Raw genomic sequence first — 23,474 nt, 5'->3', positions numbered from 1 at the left:
GCCGTTCATCGCCAACGGAGCCGACGCACTTGAGTGCGTCACGCGACCAGCAGGCCCAGCTTACCGACCATCGCAAGCGAGCGCTGAACGCTTTCTCGCGTTGACAGCAATAACGGCTCGGCAGGCTGCCCGGCACTATCCTTCTGGTCTATCCGGATGGTCGGGCCGAATTTTTCGGTCATTTCGGCCGTGATCTGGTCGATGGTCCGCGCTCCGTCGAGCAATTGCAGGAAATCCCTGGTCCGGTCGTCCTCCAACTGCACCGTTTGGTGGAGGAGGTTGGTGACGAGCGGACCTGTTTGCGCTTGTCTTCGCGCGAGCAGGCTCGCCTGCGGATGCGCGGTAGCTTCCTTCAACAAAAAGGGACGCGACAGCAGGAACGAAACCTCGCCGCTGCAAGCCAGGATGAACATCGCCTCCGTCAGCACCTTTTGGTCATCATCCGCCTGCCGGTCGCCCAGCAGCGTGCGGGCCCCATCGAGCAACTCTTCGAATGATAATGCTCGCGGCCAGGCCCGGCCCAGACATAGATGCGCGGCCTTCAAGAGCGGATTGGTTACCGTGACCCTGCTGCCGTCCTGGTTCTCGAATTCCATCGCGGAATCGTCGGTCACGCAGGCGTCGGGGTCGACCGGGTTGGTCGTGCTCAGCAAATGGAACCGGGTGACGAAATCGAGGTCGACCTGGCGGGATAGTGAAATGCTGTCGTGGCAGAGCAAGGTGCGCCGAAAGCCGTTGCCGTCGATGAAGTCCTGATATTGATCGCGCGCCATGAACTCGCTTTCCGGGAAGCGCTGCAGCGTTGCGCGAACCTCCTCGGAATAGCCGGCAAGATAGCGTCGCGAGAAATCAGCATCGCCCAGATATTGCAGGCCATGGCGGCTTGCGTCCTCGGCGACCTCATGCAGCAGGAACGCCTCGGCGCCATCATCGAGATCGTCGTGAAACAGAAGCTCGTCGGGGGACTTGAGGACGCGGTTGTACTGGTCGCGCATAATTGCGCCGTGCACCGAGTTGGCCTTCGAACCGTCGCTCAGGAACTTCAGGATCGCGCGGGCCTGTCCGACCTTCTCCTTCATGCCGGTGAGACGGCGGGTGTGATACCGCATCATGTCGCGGACCATGTCGCGAAGATGCGAGAACGGGTGCGCATTGTAGCTGACGTAACAGACCCCGCGCGGAGCCAGGTTCTGCTTGAAGATCATCATCATCTTCTCGCGCACCGCCGGCGGCACCCAGGAATACACGCCGTGCGCTAAGATGTAGTCGAACTCCCCGAAGCCTGCGTCGACATTCATGATGTCGCAATGGAGGAGCTTGATGTTGCTCAGGCCCAAGGTGGCGATATTTCGCTGGCCGCGCTCGATCGTCACGCCGCTCAGGTCGACACCGACGAATTCGCTGCTTGGATATTGAAAGGCCATCGGCAACAGGTTGCCGCCAACGCCGCAGCCAAGCTCCAGCACCCGGCAACGCTCCACCGGCGCTGACTGCATGCCGTAAACGGCGGCAATGGTAGCAAGATGATTCGGATGAGTGAGCCCGTAGACGTGGCCGGGGTAGTAGACCTCGTCGTACGGCGTGGGACCGGTGTTCGGGGGGCGATGCTCGGTTTGAATGTTCATCGTCCTCAATTCCACGAATATGCGAACTTGTCGTTCTCGATCGAGACCCGCGCTTGCTTGATTTCTTCCTTGGCAAGCGACTTGCTGAGGAACGCGCGCGACAGCTCCGGGAGCAGGGTGTTGGTGATGATGTTGTCAATCATTCGCCCGCCGGAATCCGGGTCGTTGCAACGTGACACAATGTGCTCCACGACCGCGTCATCGTAGTCGAAGGACGCGCTATGATTGTCGCGGAGGCGTCGTCCGATCCGGTCGAGCTGCAACCGAACGATCCCGGCCAGCATCTCGTCGGATAGCGGGAAGTACGGTATCGAGACGATGCGTCCGAGCAGCGCTGCGGGAAACACCTTCAGCAGTTCCGGCCTCAGCATCTTGGCGAGCTCTTCCGGCTCGTTGCGATACTTTGGATCGCGCGAGAGGCCCATGATCAGATCGGTGCCGACGTTGGTGGTAAGGATGATCAAGGTGTTCTTGAAGTCGATCCGCCGCCCGTTGCCGTCCTCCATGGTTCCCTTGTCAAACACCTGGAAGAAGATCTCGTGGACGTCGGGATGAGCTTTCTCCACCTCGTCGAGCAGGATGACACTGTAGGGCTTGCGCCGGACAGCCTCGGTGAGGCGTCCACCTTCGCCATAGCCGACATAGCCGGGAGGTGCACCCTTCAAGGTCGAGACGGTGTGCGCTTCCTGGAACTCCGACATGTTGATCGTGATCATGTTCTGCTCGCCGCCGTAAAGGGTCTCGGCAAGCGCCAGGGCGGTTTCGGTCTTGCCCACGCCGGATGGACCAGCCAGCATGAACACGCCGATCGGCTTCGAGGGGTTGTCCAGCTTGGCGCGGCTGGTCTCGATTCGCTTGGCGATCATCGTCAGCCCATGAGACTGGCCCACGACGCGGCGGTTGAGGATCTCCGGTAGCTTCAGCACGGTTTCGATCTCGTCGCGCATCATCCGGCCGACCGGGATGCCGGTCCAGTCAGAGACAACGGACGCCACCGATTGGTGGTCTACATGGGCATAGACCATCCGCTTCTCCGGATGGATGCTCTCAAGTGTGTCGAACTTGCCGCGCAACTCCGCGCGCCTGACAGCCGGATCTTCGCCTTCTTTGGGCTGGGACAGAATCTCTCGGATGCTCCGGATGTCCTTGACGAGTTCCTGCTCTGCGGCCCAATCGGCTTCGAGGTTCGTCAGCTTGTCCTTCAGTGCCGCAATGTCGTTGTCGATCGCCGTGATGCGGTCGCTGTCCTTAAGCCCAAGATCGCTGTCGCTGACGAGTGCCGATTTCTCGGCTTCACGAGCGGTAATCGCAACGCGTGCATCCTCGATCAGGGCTGGCGTCGCGCTCTGGCTGATGGCCACGCGCGCCGAGGCGGTATCAAGCAGGCTGACCGCCTTGTCCGGCAACTGCCGTGAAGGAATGTAGCGGTGGGACAGGTTGACCGCCGCGACGATCGCAGCATCGGAGATACGAACGCCGTGGTGCTTTTCCATCGGGCCGAGAAGTCCGCGCAGCATGATGCAGCAGGTCTCCACTTCCGGTTCATCGATCTGGATCGGCTGGAAGCGTCGTGTGAGCGCGGGGTCTTTCTCGATATACTGGCGATATTCTGCCCATGTGGTGGCGGCGATCGTGCGCAGCGTGCCACGGGCGAGAGGGGGTTTCAGGAGATTGGCCGCATCACCGGTGCCGGCCGCGCCGCCGGCGCCGATCAGTGTGTGGGCTTCATCGATGAACAGTATGATGGGGGTGGGTGAGCTCTGGACCTCGTCGATCACCGAGCGCAAGCGCTGCTCAAACTCACCCTTCATGGAAGCACCGGCCTGCATCAGGCCGATGTCGAGCGCACAAAGCCTTACACCGCGGAGCGGTGGCGGCACGTCGCCGGCGGCGATTCGCTGGGCGAATCCCTCGACAACTGCGGTCTTGCCGACGCCAGCCTCGCCGGTAAGAATTGGATTGTTCTGCCGCCGTCGCATCAGCACGTCGATCAGTTGGCGGATTTCTTCGTCCCGGCCAAGGATCGGATCCATCTCACCCGATTTGGCCTTGGCGGTGAGATCCTGAGAGAACCGGTCGAGCGGCGTCGTCCCCTTGGGACCCGCTTGGGCCGCGCCTTCCGTGCCTGCGCCGACCAGGCCCGAACCGTCCATCGGCCGCATGGTCTCCTCGTCGGAGCCAGCCCAGACATTGCGGCGCTCCGCGGCGAGTGCGTCGACGTTGACCTTGGCGAATTCCTGCGAGAGGTTGTTCAGCGTGCGACGAATATCGTTCGATTTCAGGCCCGCCACGAGCAGATGACCGGTGCGGATCTGGGTTTCGCCAAAGAAGAGCGTGGCATAATGCCAGCCCCGATCGAGCAGATCGATGACCGGATTGGCGACGCCCGGCATGTCGGTTTCGTTCTTACGAAAGCCATTGATCACGCCGGCAAGGTCCGACAACAAGCGCGCCCGGTCGAGCTTGTAATGATCGACCGAGAGGCTGAGATCGTTGCGTTCCTGCTGCAGGATATGAAACAGCCAGTGCGCAAGCTCGACGTTGCGATTGCCGGCGCTCTTCGCGTGGCGCAGGGCCTGTATGAAGGCATCATAGCCGGCCCGGTTCAGCTTGCCCGTTACAGCCTCAATGCTGATGTCGGTCACGGCGGATCCTCCTGCTTAATCCATCCGCGGATGCCTGGCATCAAGCGGAAATTTCATCGAATCCCATAGCTTTAGGCAATCGGCGCTACGGATAGGTTCAAATCGCCGGGGCATTGGCTGCGGCAGCCCGACGGGCGCTCAAGCGCTCGCCGAGCTGAAAGCGGGCATCGCGGCGATATTCTTCCGTGGAAGTCCAATTCGGCGAAACCCAGGTGGTCCATCCAAGTCGTCCGCTCTGTCCGAGCCTGACCGGGACGACCTCTCCCGCCGGAATGGCGAGCTCCACCTCCCATTCCAATTCGTCGCCGATATAGAAGAACACGGCGTCCGCCAGAGGCTCCGACAAGTTGCGCGCTTCGGTCGGCAAGAACTGTTCGTACTGGGTGAAATTCTTGACAAAGACCCGCACCCTGATCTTGTCCTCGACGCTGAACACGCGTGAGCCCAGAAGAGCGTCCCGGCCGAGCCTGGCATGGGTTCCGCCGAGCCGGCTGCAATGACTTGGGTCGAATGACAGCCAGGTGCCGACAAATTCGTCGATCTCGACCTTGACGTCGAACAGCCCCTGCAGGAACCGCGTCAACCGTGACGCACACTTCGCCTTGGGGGAGATCAGTCCGGCAAAGCTGAGCTTCGCCATGTCCGGTACGGTGTCTCGATCGGCGAAAACATCGGAGCCGAGGCCGGTGAAGGAGCCGACATAGGCGATGAAGCGATCATCCGCCGGACGGTCGTGCTGAGCGATCGGCCGCGCATCGGCCCAGGCGCGAAAGAAGAGTTGCAGAAAGCGTCCGTTGAGCAGATCGAGAAAGCGCGGGAAGGCGTCATCCCGCATCAGCCACCAACTGAGGCTTTCGTCGGTGGTGGCAAGCGGCAGCGCGCCCTGCGGCCCCAGGAGACCGAGAAATTTGACGAATATCCTGAGCCGGCCACCCACGTCGTCGACGGCCGCAAGGTTGGAGGCGGGGAACTCCAGATAAGGCACTTGGCCGAGGTCGATATACTCATCGCGGCGTGCAGCACTGTCACCGATCCGCGGTCGATCCGAGTTGGCGCGCTCGAGCTGGCGCAGCGTATTGAAGAAATCGAACCGCCAGGGCTCCGCCTTCATCTGGTCGATCAGCGTCATAGAGGTCTCCGCGTGCCCATGCGCGGCGGCCAACGCATGATCTCGCCGCGCTCCGGCGTCGAGACGACCGTCTGTGTGAAGGTATTGAAGCCCGAATAGTCGGCGAAGAAGCGCTCCAGCACGGCTCCGAGCAAGAACACGCCGCTGCCCTCGAATGCCTTCTCGTCGAGCGTGATGGTAATCTCCAGGCCGCGCGCTGCGCCGCTGCCGGTGCGCTCGCGCACCCGCCGTACGACCGGCCGGCTTTCTATGCTGCGCACGCCGCGGATCTTGCGTTCCGTGGCGTCGTCGAACTGGTCGGCGAACAAGGACAGCATTTCGCGCAGGGCTCCGGCGTTCTTGCCGCCACCGCGCTCGACGAGGCCGAGATAGTTCAGGCTCAGCATGTTGATCAGCCGCCAGCTGACGATTCCGCTGTTCGCGATCTCGCTGCGGCTGCGCATCTGGGCCACGATCGGTTCGCGTGGTCGGGTGGGACCAGCGACGCACATCAGATCAAGGGAAGTATCGTCCAGCAGGCGGAAGTCGGCGCCGCCCTGGCCGACCGGCAAGTGTTCCGTGAGATGCCGGTTGGAGCACAGCGCCCGGACGCTGAGTTCGGCGACCGCACCTTCGCCGCTTAGTTCACCGGGCTCCAGCAGAGACAGGAACATGTCCGTCCCGGTGTAGTCCGAGGATGCGCCGTACGTCTTTTCTCCCACTGTGCGGCGCCGGGGCAGCCGTCGAACGGTGAAATAAAGCCCCTCGACCGATCCGCTGGTCCGGTCGACGGCGGCCGAATACAGCGGGCGCACCGGCCGCTTGTCCTTGTCGGCCGGAAAGTGCGCGTAGACTTCGAGCACCTGGTGCGGTTCGTATTCCAGATAGCGGCTGCGATCGGGCACCACATGGTACTCGTGCGTATTCGACTTGACGGGGATGCGATCGCTCGTCTTCTCGAAAAGGTTGATTGCCGGCGCGCTATAGAGCCTGAAGGTATCGGGCCGCACCGCGGCGGCAAGCCGTGAATTGTGTTCATCGAAAGCGAAGACGATATCGATCGATTTGCTGCGCAGCCGTGGCATCACGCTGCGAAGTCCCGTCAGGTTGAAGCCGAGGAACTTGCGTGGAAACATGAAATATTCCCGTAGCAGCTCCGAGCCGCGAAAGACCCGGTTGTCGTTGGGAAACAGCGACTCGTCTTCGTCGAAACCAATCTGCTGCACGCAGTCATGGGGCGCACGAGTCACAACCGGATCGCCGAAATCATCGAGATGCCGGAAGTAGACGCCCCTGCAGTTCGAGATCAATTGCTCGTAAAGCGCAATGGCGTCGGATTCCGCGCCTGAAAGGTAGATCGCAAGTTCGCTCGTGCGGCAGCCTGCAAACCAGGTTTCCGGCTTGGTCCTGGCCTCTGCGTCCGGCAGCTCCTCATCGAGCCGGGCCGCGGTACGGTGGGTCAACGACAGCCTGAGCCCAGCGATGACGTCGCCGCCGACGGGAATCCCGAGCGCCTGCAGCGCGCCTGCCGTCGAGAAGTATTCGGCGCCAGTGACGTCAAATGGCCAAAGAGCGATATCGCGACAAAGTCGAAATCGGCAGGCAAGACTTCGTTCTCTCTCGCGATAGGTGGCGTCGAAATAGGCGCCGCGCGCGATCTTCTTGCCATCGCGTAGCGCTGGGTCGGCATAGGGGGGGCGTGCCGTGACCAGCATGGCCGACGGAGTCGGGGCTAGGTAATTCGGAACCAGTTGCTCGAGCAGGTTTGCAGTGAATTCCGGGAACTCGTGCTTGAGCTTGAGCTGAACGCGAGCGGCGAGAAATGCGGCACCTTCCAGCAATCCTGTGATCATGGGATCTGAGCGATCCCGGATCAGCCCACCGAGGCGTTCTGCGATGCCGGGATACTCTTCGGCGAAATCCCCGGCCTGCTCGTAGAGCAGTGACAGTTCACGATTGTAAAAATCCAGGAATTCGCGGTTCATGCTAAAGTCGGTTGATCTGGATATCGCCGCTGTCGAGGTCGACGTCGGCGACGAACTCCACGGGGACGTTGAGCGGCTCGGCCTTCAGGTCGGCGTGAACGATGAAGCGCAGCTTGAGTTGCTCGGGGCCGACCGAGCCGTCGCGTCGGACCCGGATGGTGTTGCGATCGAGCCTCGGTTCATAAGTCGTGAGCGTCTCGCGCAACGCGTCCGTGAGCTCGTCGTCGGCGACCTCGTCGATCGAACGGTGGGCAATATCAGGGAAGCCAAAGTTCAGGATTGAGGTTCGGACGCAATCGCGGCCGTCCAGATCCAGGGTCGATTCCAGGGCAATGGTATTGAGGAGCGTTTCGAGGTCATGGGAGACCTCGCGCCGGAGCAACGTTTCCGAGATTGGAAATCGGCCCGCGCTCCGCCGCCCTGCAATGACCCGCTCGCCAGACTCATCGCGTAGATTGAGCTTCTTGCGTGCGTCGCGCGCTTCATGGGCTGAGCGAAATGCCAGCATCAGTGGGGGAGAGAGCCGATCCTTCTTTGGTGCAATGGTCATTCACGGTCCCCATGACGCCCAACTCGCATGCAATCCCGGGGGGCGCACGTTGGTGTCCGACTTGGCGTCGCCCAGCAGGCTTTCGGGCCCGCAACCGGGCCGGACGAGAGGTGCGATGAAAATCGCACCGCTTGGCGCCGGTTCGCCATTCGCAACCGGCGCCAGGCGAGGGGCCGACAATCAGGCCCATTCCTTGTTGGCAGGAACATCCCAGCCAAACGTCGGCGAAGCTCCGGCGCCACCCTTCTCCGTCTGGGTCTTGTAGATCATCTTGACCTTCGCGAAGTTCAGACTCACGTTCTCGGTAAGGCGATCTTCGCCGTGCGATCCGCCTGTCGATACGCTCGTGACGAGAACCTGCTTCATCTCGATCTTGAGATATTCCAGCGGGTTTTCGCCGGCCTTGCGGACCGTCAGGATCGCGCTGTCGATATGCTTGCCGTTTGCGCAGACCTTGAAAAGTTCCGGCGTGGCTTTGTCAACGAAGTGCGTGAAGTGAAGATCCTGCACGCTGACCTTGCCGGCGCCGCCGCCCGATCCGCTGTGGAAGGTACCGGTCTGGCTCTCGCCGAACGACCAGCTCAAAATATCGATTTCGTCTTTGTGCTTGTCGTCCAGCGACTCGCCCTTGATCGGATCGAGTTTCAGGAAGATGTCGACAGCCATAGCATGGTCCTCTCAAATTTCTGTGTGTACGGTTGCGATGCTGCAGCGTCAGGAGCTGGGACCTGGCAGGCGTGAAACCAGACTGAGGCCGACATCCATCGCTTCCAATTGAAAGTGCGGACGAAGAAAGAAGCGCGCGTTGTAATATCCCGGGTTCTCCTCGTTTGCTATGACCTCTACCTTCGCAGCGGCCAGCGGCTTGCGCGCTTTCTGAGCTTCTGACGACAGGGCTGGGTTGGCATCAACGTACTCGTTGATCCAGGTTTGCAGCCAGACCGTCAGCTCATCCTTCTCCTTCATGGATCCGATCTTGTCGCGAACCATGCACTTCAGATAGTGCGCAAAGCGAGACACTGCGAACATGTAGGGCAGACGTGACGACAGGTTGTCGGACGCGGTTGCATCCACGCCCTTCTCGCCGAAATACTTTTTCGGCTTGTAAAGCGACTGGGCGCCGATGAAGGCGGCCTTGTCGGTGTTCTTGCGATGGATCAGCGGGATGAGGCCCGCCTTTGCAAGTTCGTGCTCGCGGCGATCGCTGATGGCGATCTCGGTCGGGCATTTCAGATCGACGCCACCATCGTCGGTCGGGAATGTGTGCGTCGGCAGATTGATGACCTCTCCGCCGGATTGCACACCGCGGATGCGCGTGCACCAGCCGAACTCCTTGAAGGCGCGGTTGATGTTGACCGCCATCGCATAGGCCGCGTTGATCCAGCCGTATTTGTCGCCGGTGTGCCCGTCTGTCTCCTCCTCGAAGGCGAACTCTTCCACAGGCTCCGATTTCGCGCCGTAGGGGAGGCGACCCAGCGCGCGCGGCATGCACAGGCCGAGATAACGCGAGTCGTCCTGGTCGCGCAGTCCCTTCCATGCGGCATATTCCGGCGTGTCGAACACCTTGCCGATATCGCGAGGGTTGGACAATTCGGTCCACGAGTCCATTCCCATCAGCGTCGGCTCGGCGCCGCTGAAGAAGGGGGCGTGTGCGGCACCGGCGATCTTGCTGAGATCGCGCAGCAACTGCACGTCGGTGGGGAGGTGGCTGAAATAGTAGTCGCCGATAAGGCAGCCGAACGGCTCGCCGCCCAACTGGCCGAACTCGTATTCGTAGATCTGCTTGAACAATGGGCTCTGGTCCCAGCGCGCATCGGGATAAAGCCGCAGATTACGATACAGCTCGGTCTTCGAGACGTTCATGACCCGGATCTTGAGGTTGGCGTCGGTCTCCGAGTTGAAGACGAGGTAGTGGAGGCCCCGCCAGGTACTTTCGATCGCCTGGAATTCGGGTGCGTGAATGATCTCGTTCATCTGCGCGGTCAGCTTCTGGTCGATCCGCGCGATCATCTCCTCGATCGTGTCGAGCACGTCCGACTTGATGACGCTCGAGTCTTTCAATGCCTCTTGAACGAGCGTGGATACCGCGTTGTCGACCTCGGTCGCTGCGCGTTCGGTGCGCGGTTTGAAGCTTTGCTTCAGCAGAGTGGCAAACTCGTCAGCTTCGACGGTCTTGACCTGGGTGGTGCTCTCTTTGTGAACAGCTTCTTTTGCCATGGTCCCCGTTCCTTCCTTAGCTCTCGGTGCCAGGTTCGGTCGACTGGCTGATCGCGCGTTCCCGAAGCGCTGCCATCAGTTGAGGATCGGCCAGAAGTTTTTTCAGCTGATCCTCGGCGGCTACCTTGCCATCCATGTAGCGCAGCAGGTTGGCAAGTTGTTCGCGCGCCTCGAGCAGCTTGGCTGTAGCCGGCACCTGGCGGGCGACGGCCACGGGCGTGAAGTCGGCCATCTTGTTGAAGCGCAGATTGACCGAAAGTTTTTCGTCTGATCCGTCGCTGAGACGATTGGCGACGCGCGCCGTCACGCCGGGCTGGATTGCCGCCATGCGGCTGTCGAAATTGTCCATGTCGAACTCGAGGAATTTGCGCTCCTCGACCTTCGTCTTCTCGACGCCGGGGTTATTGCCGGAAAGGTCGGAGAGGACGCCCATGACGAACGGCAGTTCGATCAGCCGCTCGGCGTCGTAAGGATCTTCGTATGTGATGTGCACGCGTGGTGCGCGATTTCGACGAATGAATTTTTGACCGCTATCTGTAGCCATGGTTCCCTCACTACGAAATCGCTTTGGACGTCGAATTTGCGCGACGCAGATCGGCTAGGGGACTTCAAGTTGCTGCGGTCGGCAAACATCCTTGTGTCCATTTAGTGCCCTCGAGCGAAAGCTGGGTTCAATGCGATCTGTCGATTGTTTTAAGCGCTCCCTCAGGAAGAACATCATTCAAAAGGCTGAGAAAGTCTCGTTGCGCGAGGTCGCGTGCGCGATCTGCCAAAAAGGGGATGGGGCTGGACGGCTCTGCGGTTCGGAAAAACGACGCCACCTTCGCCAGCAGGCCCAAGGCCTGCGCTCTGCTTTCCACTGAAAATACAATGTCTTGGGTGTTGTTCTCGGCCGTCGATGAGAGTGACGTGGCGAGTTCCGCCATCCGTTCGATCGGCAGGTCGAAGACCTTGTCGCGCCCGATGTTGATCGCAGCGCTCTCCACGTGCGCGGGCACCAGCATCCGCATGACTTCAATAAATGACTTGCCGACCATCTCCTGCGCTTGACGCACCAGCAACAGTGCCGGGTTGGACGGTTCCATTCGGGCAAAATAGTCTGCCACTGCTGCAAGCGCTGCAGATGCCTGTGCGGATGAAGTCACCACACCGGTCGTGTCTGACGGTGCCTGTGCATCGACAGGACCGACATCTTCCGCGGTTGCGGCGATCGCGGCCGGATCGCGCGACGCGACAAGACCCGCAAGCCAGGCAGCCATGCCGTTAACCAAGCCAGAGAGCCTGTCGAGGCTGATCGGTTGCCCCGCGTTCAACTTCTCGTGCCAGGTTTGCTTGATACCCGCGATTTCAGCAGCGACCGCGGAGCACCGCCCGCTGGTTGCCTTGAGAGTGTCGAGATCTGTCTCGCTGACGATGCGCTCGATGGCCGCCAGATCAGGCCCGTCGGCGTCGGCGTCGCCGGCGGGAATTTCGCCGTGAGCGATCTGATAGGCACGGTAGTTGAGGTTGCCGTGTCTGCGGTTCTCGATCAGGGGAAGGAACTGGAGCGGGTTGATCACGGTCGGGAACACGTCGATCGCCTCGACTGTGACGGCGCGAAGTGCGTAGTCGCCGTCCTCGCCCTTCGGATGCACCGCCTCCCACTGCTCGCGCAGCAGCAGGTTGGTCGCCTTCAGGCAGCAGAGAAAGCCGTCGAGATCGCGGTTGAGGATTGAAAACTTGGCCAGCAGCAGGTTCAGACGTAGATCGCGGGTACGCGCCAGAATGGGCTGCGCGGCGGCAAACTGGCCGGCAAAATCGACTGCCTTTGGATCGAAGCGTCCACGCTCTCCGTTGGCATTGACGACCTCGAAGAACGACATCGGCAGCAGCGATTCCGCACCTGCGAAGAAGTTCAGATATTGGACGTCTCCGATGGCGTCGAGATCCGGCCCGCAGGGATCGTCAGCGGCAATGGGCTGCGTCAGGGAGGCGACGTCAAGCATATGCGGACCGTCCATCTGCTCGATCACGGCCCCGCTGCCGAGCCCGTGGCGACTAGGGGATCGCGCGGGGGCGCATGATCCGGAATCTATACCTATGGGTCAGATGCCTGCCGACCTTGGTTCATTCCCGAAGATCATGCCATTTTCGCGTGAACCGGCAAGCTCTTGGAGCCGACTACTTGATGGCCCGGGGTAGTTCTTTGGCGGCCGTTGTGGAACGTCAGGAAGCCCAGCCCTGGGGCGGGCTTGCCGGCACAGCCGGCGGCACGCAGGATTTCCGTCGTTCTTGCATAACGTCTGATCAGCTTTTTTGCAGCGGGTCATTCGATCGAAGGAGGGAGTTTAAGCCCACATGGGCCAGCTTACTCAGGATACCCGCCTCTGCGAACTCAAGACGCCTCTTGGCAAGGACGTTTTGGTTTTTGCCGGATTCGAAGGCTCGGAAGGTCTCAGCGAACTGTTCGAGTATCGCATCGAGTGTCTCAGTGAGGATGCCGACCTCGACTTCGACCGCGCTATCGGTCAGCAGTGCACGCTGACCATAAAGCTGCATGAAAAGGAGCGTGAGTTCAGCGGCATTCTGACGGAAGCCCAGTGGCTCGGGGTGAAGAACGATTATTTCAGCTACCGGATCGTGCTGAGGCCCTGGTTATGGCTGTTGTCGCGGACCACCGATTGCCGGATCTTTCAGGACAAGAAGGCGCCCGACATCATCAAAGAGGTCTTCAACGAACGCGGCTTCACCGACTATGAATCCAAACTCACCGAGGAGGGTTCTTGTCCGAAGCTCGAATATTGCGTTCAGTACCGCGAGACCGACATGAACTTCGTGTGCCGGCTAATGGAGCAGCACGGCATCTACTACTTCTTCAAGCATGAGGGCGGCAAGCACACGCTGGTGTTGGCGGACTCCAAATCGTCGCACAGTCCGATCAAAGGTCTTGCTACGATTCCCTACATCCCGCTGGCGGGTTCCGACCGGCGCGGCGAGCAGCACATCTATGAATGGGTATCGGAGCGACGATTTCGTACCGGCAAGATCGAACTCAACGATTACAACTATCAGAAGCCCAACGCTCAGATGATCAGCGACGCCAAGGGCTCCGAGCATTACACTCGGTCGGAGATGGAGTTTTATGACTATCCCGGGAAGTTCAAGGAGAAATCCGACGGCGAGCGCTACGCGAAGATCCAGCTCCAGGCAGAGCAGGCGATGGATCGGCGTCGCCGCGGCAATGGCGACGCCGTCAACCTGTTCCCCGGTGGGCTGACGAAGCTCGAAAAGCACTCCAAGGACTCGCAGAACGTCGAATACCTCGTGGTGCGAGCTGTGCACTCGTTCTCGATCGAATCCTATCGCACCGGCGGTCCGAGCGACGCAGGGCAACACGTCTATTTCGGCAGCTACGAGTTCTTGCCGAGTGATCGGCCGTTTCGAGCGCTAATGATGACGCCGAAGCCAAGAATCAACGGCATCCAGACGGCCAAGGTGGTGACCAAAGACGATAATTCGAGCGAGGAAATCGACGTCGAGTCCCTGGGCGAAATCTATGTCCGCTTTTTCTGGGATCGGAAGAAGAAGCGGTCGTGCCGGTTGCGCGTGGCTCAGGTTTGGTCTGGCAAGCGCTGGGGCGGTCAGATCATCCCGCGCGTCGGACAGGAAGTCGTTATCGAATTCCTGGAGGGTGATCCGGACCGGCCCCTGGTGATCGGCACCGTGTACAACGACGAATACAAGCTGCCCTACGATCTGCCGTCGAAGAAGACGATTGCGGGATTGAAGTCGGACTCCACCAAAGGCGGCGGCGGCTTCAACGAGTGGAGCTTCGAGGACAAGAAGGGATCCGAGAAGATCACGGTGCATGCCGAGAAGGACCACGACGTAACGGTCCGCGACACCGAGACACGTACCATCGGCGAAGCTGCATTTGGCGGCGACACGCGCAACACCACGCTCAAGAACGGCAATGATAAGCTCGATATCCAGTTGGGTGGTCAGCACATCACTTTGGCCATGGACCAGTCTGTCAATGCAGGCCTCAGCATCACGCTCATGGCCAATGCCAACATCACCCTACAGGTGGGTCCTAGTCAGATCATTCTGACCCCGGCGGGCATCGTCATCAACGCGCCGACGATCGCCATGACGGCGCAGGCCGGCATGGCGCTTGCTGCCGGTGGTCCGCTGGTCGCCCACGGCACTCCAACCCTTGTCGGTTGACGGTCATGGGACAAGTTCGGTTCGGTACGGTTCAGGATCTGTTTCAGGCCTATCCCTTGGCACGTTATGATGTCGGCAAAGCCGACGCTGATAAGCCTTCGCTAGACTTCCTTCAGGAGGCCGCCGATGCGCGGAATTGGCACCCGGCCGTGTCTTACTGTGCCTATCTGCTTCCCAGGCGCGTAGCAGTTGCCTGGGGATGTCGCTCTCTGCGACTGATGTTCGACCATTTCGACGCCAGCGATACCAGGTCGCTCAATATTGTGGAGACCTGGGTCCGGCAACCGGACGAGCAGTCCCGGAACAAGGCGCTGGCGGTCGGCAATGCCAATGATCCTGAGCAGCCAGCGACATGGCTGGCGCTGGCGGCCGGCTGGTCCGGCGGAAGCGTGGTTCCCCCGGAATTTGCGCCCGTGGAAGCTAAGCCAGATCAGGCCGCGCGGGCGGTGCGTGCAGCACTGCTGATCGGCCTCTGCCGGCTCCCCCGTGACTCCCGGGACCGGATAATGACGTCATGCCTAGAGGATGGTATTCAATTGGCACGCGGCGAACCGCGCCCTCCGCGCTAACGAGACGATGTGATGGTGCTTCGCTTTAATATCGAGAACGAGCCGAACCTTCCGGATGGCGGACCTGTGTCGTTTACGGTCACCGGCAGGCGTTCAGTCGATATTGGCCGGGACCGTCACCTCGACTGGACGCTGCCGGATCCGGCGCGGACGATTTCCGGAAAGCATTGCGAGGTGCACTTTCGCGACGGTGGCTATTGGCTGCACGACGTTTCGACCAACGGCACCTTTCTCAATGGTGCCGACCAGCGCATGCGGGGGCCGCACCGCTTGCGCGACGGTGACCGGCTCACGATCGGCCACTACATCATCGGAGTTTCGCTGGAGAATGAGGCCGGCGGGCCCAGCCCAAACCATGAGGCGCAACTGCGCGAACCCTCGGTCCAGCAGCATGCCGACTACGGAGAGCTTTGGACAGCCGATCGTGACGTTCCGCCGCCGATCGATCCGCAACTGTTGAAGAAGCCACGCGAGGCTGCGCGACCCGTCAATCCGGGGTTCCTGGATTGGGCGGCGAGCGTCCCGGCACCGGGTGTAGACCCTTTCCGACGGTCACCGCCGGCGTCTCCGTACCAACCGTCCGAGCAGGACGACGACATGAACTGGGCAGCCGGTCCAGCCAACGCGCCGAAACCGCAAGTCGAGCGCCCGCCCATTATGCCGACCCCACGCCGGCCGTCGGTATGGATCGATGATGAACCAGCCGCTGCCCAGCCGCCAGCATCGCCATCGCGCCCGGCGCAAGCGGCAGACGAGGGACCTGTCACGGCCAAGCCAGTCGGCGGTCCCGAGTTCGCGCGACTGGTGGCGCGCGCTGCAGGATTGCCGGACAATTTCTTTGCCAGCAAGTCCGATGCCGAACTCGCCGAACAGCTTGGCGTCATCTTGCGTATGACCGTGGATAATCTGATAGCGCTGCTGCAGGCGCGGACCCAAGCCAAGCAGCTGACCCGTAGCACCAGCCAAACCACCGTCCAAGCCCTCGAAAATAATCCGCTGAAGTTCTCGCCGACCTCAGAAGAAGCGATGCGCATTCTCTTTGGGCCGCCGACGCGCAGCTACCTCGACGCACAGCGCGCCTTTGCACAAGGCTTCAGTGATCTCAAGTCACATCAGTTGAAGACCTACATGGCGATGCAGCACGCTGTCCATGAGCTGATTGCGGGCATAGATCCGACGCTGATGGCGCGCGAGCTCGAGCTTCAGCGTGGCGCAAGCTCCTGGCTCGGCACGAACAAGGGCAAACTCTGGGACGAGTTCTTGACGCGCTGGAAGGCGCATCTCGGCCGCGACAACAGCGCGCCGATCGAAACCTTTATGTTGCATTTCTCGAACTATTACGACCGCGGCGACAAGCCCGGTTCAAAGTAAACTATCGGCGACCACGCGGCTGCCGACAATTTCTAAGTGGATGTAGGAATGTCTTGGTACAGCAAAGTTTTCTGGTCGGAAGGTCTGTTTCTGCGGCCGCATCATCTGCAGCAGAACGACCGCTACATCGAACACTTGCTGGAAAAGCGCGTTCGCTACACGACACCATACCCGTGGGGCTTTGCCCAGCTGGAGATCGACAAGGATCTTACCGAACAGAGCAAGTTCGCGGTGCGCAATGCGTCCGGCGTCATGCCGGACGGTACGCCGTTCGATATCCCTGCGGACAGCCAAATTCCCGAAGCGATCGATGTGCCGGAGACGGCCGCAGGCCAGGTCGTCTGGCTGATGATGCCGGTCGCAGCGCCAAACACCCGCGAGGTCGACGAGGATCGCACCGACAGCGCCAGTCGTTATGTTCGTAGTTCGGAAACCTTCATTGACTCGACCTCTGCGCTACGCATCGAGGAGGAGATCGACATCGCTTATCCGCGCTTGTCCTTCGAACTGCGCAAGAGCAGCAAGCCCGGATACATGGGCCTCGGCATCGCGCGCATTCTCGAGGTGCGCGACAAGAACATCCTGTTCGACGATAAATTCGTGCCGCCGATGCTGATCTGCGCTGCGCATCCGATCATCGATGGCTGGCTTAACCGCATCATCGGCTGGGTTGAGACTAAACTCGACGAGCTGGCGCGTTACGCGGTCGATCCGTCATCCGGCGGTGGGTTGCAGAGCGTCGACTATCTGGTCCTGCAAGTGCTGAACCGTACCATTCCCGTCCTGACTCATTTCCAGCGCTCCGGCAGCGTGCACCCCGAGCGCCTGTACGAGGAATTGCTGAGGTTCGCGGGTGAACTTGCGACATTTTCTACGGCGGAACGGCGGGCGCGCAACTATCCGGCTTACGATCACGACGATCTTGAGAACGTCTTCACACCCTTGGTGAGCGACATCCAGGACTTCCTGAGCGCGCGATTGGGCCGGCGGGCGATCCGCCTGGAGATCATCGAGCGCGCACAGAATGCGTTCGTGTCGCCGATCCGCGACCGCGCGCTATTCCGAAACGCGACCCTGGTGCTGGAGGTTGCCGCACGGCGGCCGCTCGTGGAGATCCAGAACGATTTCCCGCACCTGTTCAAGGTCGGGCCGAACACCAAGATGAACGAGATCGTGCACGCAAACTTGCCGGGCCTGACCTTGGCGCATTTGCCGACGCCGCCGCCGCACATCCGGGCCATCACGGATCACGTCTATTTCTATCTCGACCGCAAGTCGCCGCTGTGGCCCGAATTCAGCACGGCGGCCTCGATCGGAATGCATTTCTCCGGCGACTGGCCGGAGCTTGAGCTGTACCTTTGGGCCATCCTGGAAGACAGGCCATGAGCGACAGGGACAAGCCGGTCAATCCTTTCGGTCGGGGCGAACGGACGATCATCCGTCCCAACCCCGGCGGGAAGTTGCCGCCGGCGCCGACCTCTCAGCCGCCGCCGGGCGAGGGGCCTGCGGCACGTCCAGGCTATTCGCCGTCACCGGTACCCTCTCCCGGCGCGCCGGCGCCACCGCCATCATTTTCTCCTGTCCCGCAGGGCTCGAACTACGCCTCCGCGCCGGCCAGCCATCCCGCTGAGGAATGGATATCGACACCCGCGCAAGCCCAGGCGCAGCAGCCCATGCTACCGCCAGGACCGCCGTTGCGCGTCGACGATCTCGTCGCGCCAAATGCCAATCCAGTGATGCGCGCTGCGGGCCCGTTGCTGCAGCTGCTTGGTCGGTTGCGGGTGGCGCTCATGCGCGCGTCATTCGCGAGTTTGATGGAGCAGGTTGCAGACGCGATCAAGTTCTTCGAGAAGGACATCCGTTCCGCGGGCATATCCGAGCACCAGGCCAACACGGCGAAATACATCCTGTGTGCCACTGCCGACGATATCGTGCAGCACATCCCGACCGAGGAGCGCCACGTCTGGACGCAATATTCGATGCTGAGCCGGTTCTTCGGCGAGCGTGTCGGCGGCGTCCGTTTCTTTGAGATTCTCGACCATTTGAAGGTTGATCCACTGGTCAACTATCCGGTCCTCGAACTTCAGCACGCCTGCCTTGCGCTTGGTTTTCAGGGCATTCACCGGACGTCAGCGGGCGGACTTGCGAACCTGCAACTGATCCAGCGTAACCTCTATGAATTGCTGCGCCGGGTTCGGCCGAAGACGATGAGCGACCTGTCGCCCAACTGGCGCGGGCAGGCGCTGGCGGGGCGCCGGCAGCGTCTGCGCGTTCCGGTCTGGCTCGTGGCGGCCGTCGTCGCCGCGCTGCTGACCGGGTCCTATTTCGTCCTGCGGACGCTCCTCGCTGGCCGGGCAGAGAATGCTGCCGAGGTGGCGCTCGCGCTTCATCCAGCCGGCCCGATCGAGCTCAAGCGCCAGGTCGTTGCACCACCGCCGCCGCCGCCGCCTCCACCACCGCCGGATCGCATCACCCAGTTGCAACGCATCCGCAACGCGCTCGCGAAGGAGAACACCGCCTGTGCCATGACGGCGGACCAGACCCCGAGCTTCATCGTGATCAGGGTCTGCGATCTGGCCTTGTTTGCATCGGGCCAGGCGACCATCCTCGACGGTTTCAAGCCGATCGCACTCCGCGTCGCGGCAACCCTCGAGAAGGAGCCGGGACGGATCCGGGTCGTCGGCCATACCGACAGTTCGCCGATCCGCACAGTCCGCTTCCCGACAAATTTCGAGTTGTCGGTCGAGCGCGCCAAGGCGGTTGCCGCGGCACTGAAGCCTGGCTTGACCGATGGTTCGCGCGTCGACGTCGAGGGCAAAGGAGCAGATGCGCCAATCGGTAGCAACGCGACACCCGAGGGACGCGCCAAGAACCGGCGCGTCGAGATCTTTATCGAACGCAGCGAATAGGCAGATACCGCCGGGTCAGGTGGTTTGCGACAGGTACGGTTAGATGCTTGCCAAGGACATTCTTCGCATCGTTCTCTACGGAGTAGGGCTCAGCTCGCTCGGAGCGGTGATCTATCTCGCTGGTCCCTTCATCGCGTTCGGCGACTGGCGACCGCTGGAGAACCATATCGTCCGGCAGATCGCTATTCTGCTGCTCACCACGGTCGTGGCAGGCGTCGTTGGCCTCAATCTGTTCAAGCGGCGCAAGGGTGCCAAGGAGATTGCCGATGGCATCGCTGGTGCGGACCAGCCTGTCAGCGATGAACCGGTGCTCAAGGAGCGCATGAAGGATGCGCTCGCGACGCTGAAGACCGCCAGCGGCAACAAGTCGGGCTATCTCTACGATCTGCCGTGGTACGTCATCATCGGTCCGCCCGGCGCCGGCAAGACCACGGCGCTGGTCAATTCCGGGCTCAAATTTCCGCTCGCGCGCGGGGCGACGCCCGCAGCGATCGCGGGGGTCGGCGGTACGCGCTACTGCGATTGGTGGTTTACCGAGGAGGCGGTGCTGATCGATACCGCCGGCCGCTACACGACCCAGGACTCCAACAGCAAGGCCGACAAGGACAGCTGGCTGGCGTTCCTGGACATCCTGAAGAAAAGCCGGTCGCGCCAGCCGATCAACGGCGTCCTTGTCGCCATCAGTATCGAAGACATCCTGACGCTGCCGAAGCAGGAACTCGCACTTCACGCCGATGCCATCAGGATGCGCCTGCTCGAGTTGCATCAGAGGCTCAAGGTCAGCTTCCCGGTCTACGCGCTATTTACCAAAGCCGATCTCGTTGCCGGCTTCACCGAGTATTTCGCCTATCTCGGCGAGGCCGGCCGCCGCCAGGTCTGGGGTGCCACGTTCCAGACCGCAGACAAGACGCAGAATCTGGTGGGGCAGATCCCGGTCGAGTTCGACCGTCTGCTGGAGCGCCTGAGCGAGGAGACGCTCGACCGTCTGCAGGACGAGCCGACGCCCCAGCACCGCGTGCAATTGTTCGGCTTTCCGGCGCAGATGGCGCGGCTCAAGCCCCAGATCCACGACTTCCTCAACCAGATCTTCGAGCCGACGCGCTATCATGTGAACGCGAACCTGCGCGGTTTCTACTTCACCTCGGGTACGCAGCAGGGCACGCCGATCGACCAATTGATCGGGTCGCTGGCACGTACATTCGGCGCTGAGGAGGTCGGTTCCGGATCCTATTCGGGCACGGGCAAGAGCTTCTTCCTCGCCGATCTGATTTCCAAGGTCATCATCGGCGAGGCCGACTGGGTCTCGACCGACCGTGCCGCGGTGCGCCGCGCGCTGATCCTGAAAACCGCGGCCCTGTCATTGATCGGCCTGGTCTCGATCGGACTGATCGCAGCTTGGCTGATGAGCTACAAGCGGAACTCCGATTTGATCGAGCAAAGCCTGCAGGCGGATAGCGAGTATGCGGCCGCCGGCGTACCACTTATCAAGCAGACGCTGATTGCCGATCATGATCTCGACAAGGTGCTGCCGCTACTCTACCGGCTGCGCAACGCCCCGGCAGGCTACGGATCGCGCGGCGAGTCGGTGCCTCTGTCGGCTCGCTACGGGCTCAGTCAGCACGCCCGGCTGCTGTCGCCCTCGAAGGCGGCCTATCATACGGCGCTTGAGCGCATGTTCCGGCCGCGCCTGCTGTATCGCCTCGAGGAGCAGCTCAATGCGCGCATCAACGAACCTGCCTTCGTCTACGAGGCGCTCAAGGTCTATCTGATGGTCGGCGGCCTGCAGTCGCCGGACCGCGAGCTGATCCGCTCCTGGATGCAGCGTGACTGGGCGGACAACCTCTATCCTGGCGCCACCAACGCGGAAGGGCGGCGTCTGCTCGACGAGAACCTCGTGGCAATGTTCGACCTCGAGACCGAGCAGCCGCCGCTGGTCGAACTCGACGGCCGGTTGATCAAGCAGGCCCAGAACTCCTTGGCGCGCCTGAGCGTGTCGCAACGTGCCTACGAGTTTCTGAAATCGGAGGCTCGCGCATCGACCGCCGGCGACTGGATCGCTAGCCGCCATGGCGGACCCGACATGGGTGTCGTGTTCGAAACCACGACGGGGCAGCCTTTGGACGCGGTGCGGGTAGCTGAGTTCTTCACGTATAACGGCTTCCATCAGAAGTTCGTCGCCCGGCTGTCCGGATTGTCTGAGCGGATGAAGCGGGAGCGATGGGTGTTGGGTGATGCAGGCCAGCAGTCGGCCATCGACCAGCAGTACGACAATCTGGCCGGCGATCTGCTCAACATCTATTCCAACGATTTCGTGACGACCTGGCGAACGGCGCTCGGGAGCCTGCGCCTGAAGAAGCTGCTCGCCGACAAGCCGAAATACGAGGTGCTGCGGGCGCTTTCGGCGCCGACCTCGCCGATGCGGCAAATTCTGGAATCGGTGCGCGACGAGACGATGCTGACCAAGGAACGCGCGAAGCCGGCGAACGCTTCGGCGCCAGCTGCCACACCGGCGCCGGCACTCTTCACGAATGCCCAGGATGGACCGCCCGGCGCGACGATCGAGGCACAGTTCAAACCTTACCACGCGGCGCTCGAAGGCGAGAGCACCCGCCGGCCGATCGACTCGACCGTCGCGAACCTGAACGACATCGCGCAGAACCTGACGTTGATCATCGAGAATCCCCAACTGACAGCACAGGCCACGGCTGCGCTTCAGACCCAGGTCGCAGCGCTCCGCAACAATGCCTCGCGCATGCCACCGCCATTCTCCGACATGCTGCGCGCAGCAGCCGCGGAGTTCGAAGGCAGCATCGCGGCTTCAACCGCCGGGCAAATCCTGCAAACGTTGCGCGATCAGGTCACGCCGGTTTGCCAACAGACCGTGGCCAACCGCTACCCGTTTGTCCGCAGCAGCGGCCAGGAAGTCCCGCTGGCGGATTTTGCCAAATTGTTCAGTCCGAATGGCGTTATGGACAAGTTCTTCACCCAGTACCTGGCACCTTATGCCGACACGTCGCGGTCGGACTGGGCTTGGCGCAAGGAGAGCCCCGTTGGTCGGTCGTTCTCGCCCGACACGCTCAAACAATTCCAGAATGCGGCCTATATCCGGGATGCGTTCTTCCAGACGGGCGGCGGTGTGCCCGCCGTTTCTTTCGCGATCCGGCCTCCTGGGGCACCGGGGCCAGGCGTGACCGTTAAGACCGAGATCGGCGGCACCACGATTGCGAGCCCAACCATTCCCGGACCGGCCACGTCGTCCTTGTTCGGCGGTCCGCAACCGACGCCACCGCCACCACCACCGCCACAGAGCAACTCGCCAACGACCGTCCTATGGCCGGGCCCAGCGCCGCGAACGGCAATTTCAGTTAGTAACGACACCGGCGCGCCATCCGTGCTTGAGCGCATTGGTCCCTGGTCGCTATTTCGGATGCTGGAGGCGGGCTCGTTGGTTGTGAAAGCGGAAACGGCCAGCGCGACTTTCATCGTCGCGGGGCGCGAGCTCAACTATCAAATTTCGACTGGGTCGTTGCGCAACCCGCTGAACCTGTCAGTGCTGCGCGAGTTTCGTTGCCCGACCGGGATATGACCATGCGTTGCGGGCTATTCGGCAAGATCGGCGCCAAGCGCGATTTCATCGCGATCGCGACCCCGCGCAGCTTCCTTGAAGCCTGGGAGCCGTGGGTACAGGCCGCGCTGTCAGCAAGTCGCCACCAGCTTGGCCCAGGATGGCAGCAGGCCTTTCTGACCGCGCCGGTCTGGCGGTTTTGGCTCGGCGCCGCGATCTGCGGCACGACAGTGGCGGGTGCGATCATGCCCTCGCTCGACGGGGTGGGGCGATACTATCCCTTGACCCTGCATGCGGTGACCGGCGAGGCCGTCTCGCTGCCGCCGCCGAGCATTGATCCGCAGGACGAATGGTTCGGGCAAGTGGAGGCGTTCATGCTTTCGACCCTGGATCGGGCGGCAACCTTCGAGCAGATCTCCGATGCATTGGATCGGCTTGCGGTGCCACGACTGCAGGAGACCATCGCCGGCGGTCCGGCGATCACGTCGCTTGGTACTGCGACAATGGGAAGGGCTTCGGCGGTCGACGCCTTCGCGGGGTCGTTTGCAGCACTTTGCGCCGCCAACCCACAGGTCTACGCCGCGGCCAGCTTCTGGTGGACCGCCGGAGGGGAAGGCTTTCCGCCAATGGCGCTGAGTTGCCGCGGATTACCGGATCCGTTTCACTACATCACGCTGCTGACCGGTGATCTCGGCCACGCGGCATCCGGGAATGGATGACACGC

Annotated in this window: 16 protein-coding genes; 7 read left to right on the top strand and 9 right to left on the bottom strand. The window is 61.6% G+C overall.

What is annotated here, in order from left to right; genetic code table 11:
- Positions 1–38: 38 nt before the first annotated feature.
- From ABIB95_RS21370 to ABIB95_RS21330, 9 genes are all read right to left on the bottom strand, one after another.
- Positions 39–1,625 carry a methyltransferase regulatory domain-containing protein gene (locus ABIB95_RS21370; protein ID WP_354241868.1) on the bottom strand — a complete coding sequence of 529 codons (1,587 nt, stop codon included), beginning with the start codon at positions 1,623–1,625 and terminating at the stop codon, positions 39–41.
- Between the two features lie 5 nt (positions 1,626–1,630).
- A complete protein-coding gene (gene tssH / locus ABIB95_RS21365; protein WP_354241865.1) occupies positions 1,631–4,270 on the bottom strand; it encodes a type VI secretion system ATPase TssH in 2,640 nt (879 codons plus the stop codon).
- Positions 4,271–4,367: 97 nt separating this feature from the next.
- Positions 4,368–5,432 (bottom strand): type VI secretion system baseplate subunit TssG, encoded by a 1,065-nt coding sequence (gene tssG, locus ABIB95_RS21360; RefSeq protein WP_354241862.1) that lies wholly within the window; start codon positions 5,430–5,432, stop codon positions 4,368–4,370.
- Entirely contained in the window at positions 5,396–7,363 is a 1,968-nt protein-coding gene (gene tssF / locus ABIB95_RS21355) for a type VI secretion system baseplate subunit TssF (protein ID WP_354241859.1), read from the bottom strand. Before tssF ends, tssG begins: the two co-directional genes overlap by 37 nt.
- 1 nt (position 7,364) lies before the next feature.
- Entirely contained in the window at positions 7,365–7,913 is a 549-nt protein-coding gene (tssE, locus tag ABIB95_RS21350) for a type VI secretion system baseplate subunit TssE (RefSeq protein ID WP_175627381.1), read from the bottom strand.
- A 180-nt stretch (positions 7,914–8,093) separates the two neighbouring features.
- Positions 8,094–8,579, bottom strand: coding sequence for an Hcp family type VI secretion system effector (locus ABIB95_RS21345; protein ID WP_014493489.1), 486 nt, complete (start codon positions 8,577–8,579; stop codon positions 8,094–8,096).
- A gap of 48 nt (positions 8,580–8,627) precedes the next feature.
- The gene (gene tssC / locus ABIB95_RS21340; RefSeq protein ID WP_071911365.1) at positions 8,628–10,130 is read right to left on the bottom strand and encodes a type VI secretion system contractile sheath large subunit; all 1,503 of its coding nucleotides are present in this window, start codon (positions 10,128–10,130) and stop codon (positions 8,628–8,630) included.
- Between the two features lie 16 nt (positions 10,131–10,146).
- Positions 10,147–10,674 carry a type VI secretion system contractile sheath small subunit gene (gene tssB / locus ABIB95_RS21335; RefSeq protein ID WP_028156839.1) on the bottom strand — a complete coding sequence of 176 codons (528 nt, stop codon included), beginning with the start codon at positions 10,672–10,674 and terminating at the stop codon, positions 10,147–10,149.
- Between the two features lie 127 nt (positions 10,675–10,801).
- The gene (locus ABIB95_RS21330) at positions 10,802–12,115 is read right to left on the bottom strand and encodes a type VI secretion system protein TssA (protein WP_354242056.1); all 1,314 of its coding nucleotides are present in this window, start codon (positions 12,113–12,115) and stop codon (positions 10,802–10,804) included.
- Positions 12,116–12,467: 352 nt separating this feature from the next.
- Here ABIB95_RS21330 and ABIB95_RS21325 point away from each other — a divergent pair, with 352 nt between their 5' ends.
- From ABIB95_RS21325 to tagF, 7 genes are read left to right on the top strand one after another with little or no spacing between them, the layout of a single operon-like run.
- Entirely contained in the window at positions 12,468–14,336 is a 1,869-nt protein-coding gene (locus ABIB95_RS21325) for a type VI secretion system Vgr family protein (protein WP_354241855.1), read from the top strand.
- A gap of 5 nt (positions 14,337–14,341) precedes the next feature.
- Entirely contained in the window at positions 14,342–14,905 is a 564-nt protein-coding gene (locus ABIB95_RS21320; protein WP_038935432.1) for a DUF6931 family protein, read from the top strand.
- A 12-nt stretch (positions 14,906–14,917) separates the two neighbouring features.
- Positions 14,918–16,276, top strand: coding sequence for a type VI secretion system-associated FHA domain protein TagH (tagH, locus tag ABIB95_RS21315; protein ID WP_354241852.1), 1,359 nt, complete (start codon positions 14,918–14,920; stop codon positions 16,274–16,276).
- 48 nt (positions 16,277–16,324) lie between these two features.
- Complete coding sequence (gene tssK / locus ABIB95_RS21310; protein ID WP_014493496.1) at positions 16,325–17,662, top strand: type VI secretion system baseplate subunit TssK; 1,338 nt, start codon at positions 16,325–16,327, stop codon at positions 17,660–17,662.
- Complete coding sequence (gene tssL / locus ABIB95_RS21305; RefSeq protein ID WP_354241849.1) at positions 17,659–19,185, top strand: type VI secretion system protein TssL, long form; 1,527 nt, start codon at positions 17,659–17,661, stop codon at positions 19,183–19,185. Before tssK ends, tssL begins: the two co-directional genes overlap by 4 nt.
- 43 nt (positions 19,186–19,228) lie before the next feature.
- Entirely contained in the window at positions 19,229–22,771 is a 3,543-nt protein-coding gene (gene tssM, locus ABIB95_RS21300) for a type VI secretion system membrane subunit TssM (protein WP_354241845.1), read from the top strand.
- Positions 22,768–23,469 carry a type VI secretion system-associated protein TagF gene (gene tagF / locus ABIB95_RS21295; protein WP_354242053.1) on the top strand — a complete coding sequence of 234 codons (702 nt, stop codon included), beginning with the start codon at positions 22,768–22,770 and terminating at the stop codon, positions 23,467–23,469. Before tssM ends, tagF begins: the two co-directional genes overlap by 4 nt.
- The last annotated feature ends 5 nt before the right edge of the window (positions 23,470–23,474 follow it).

Source organism: Bradyrhizobium sp. LA2.1 (genome assembly GCF_040547725.1).
GTDB classification, from domain to species: Bacteria; Pseudomonadota; Alphaproteobacteria; order Rhizobiales; family Xanthobacteraceae; genus Bradyrhizobium; species Bradyrhizobium barranii.
This window is presented reverse-complemented; position numbering and strand designations above follow the sequence as displayed.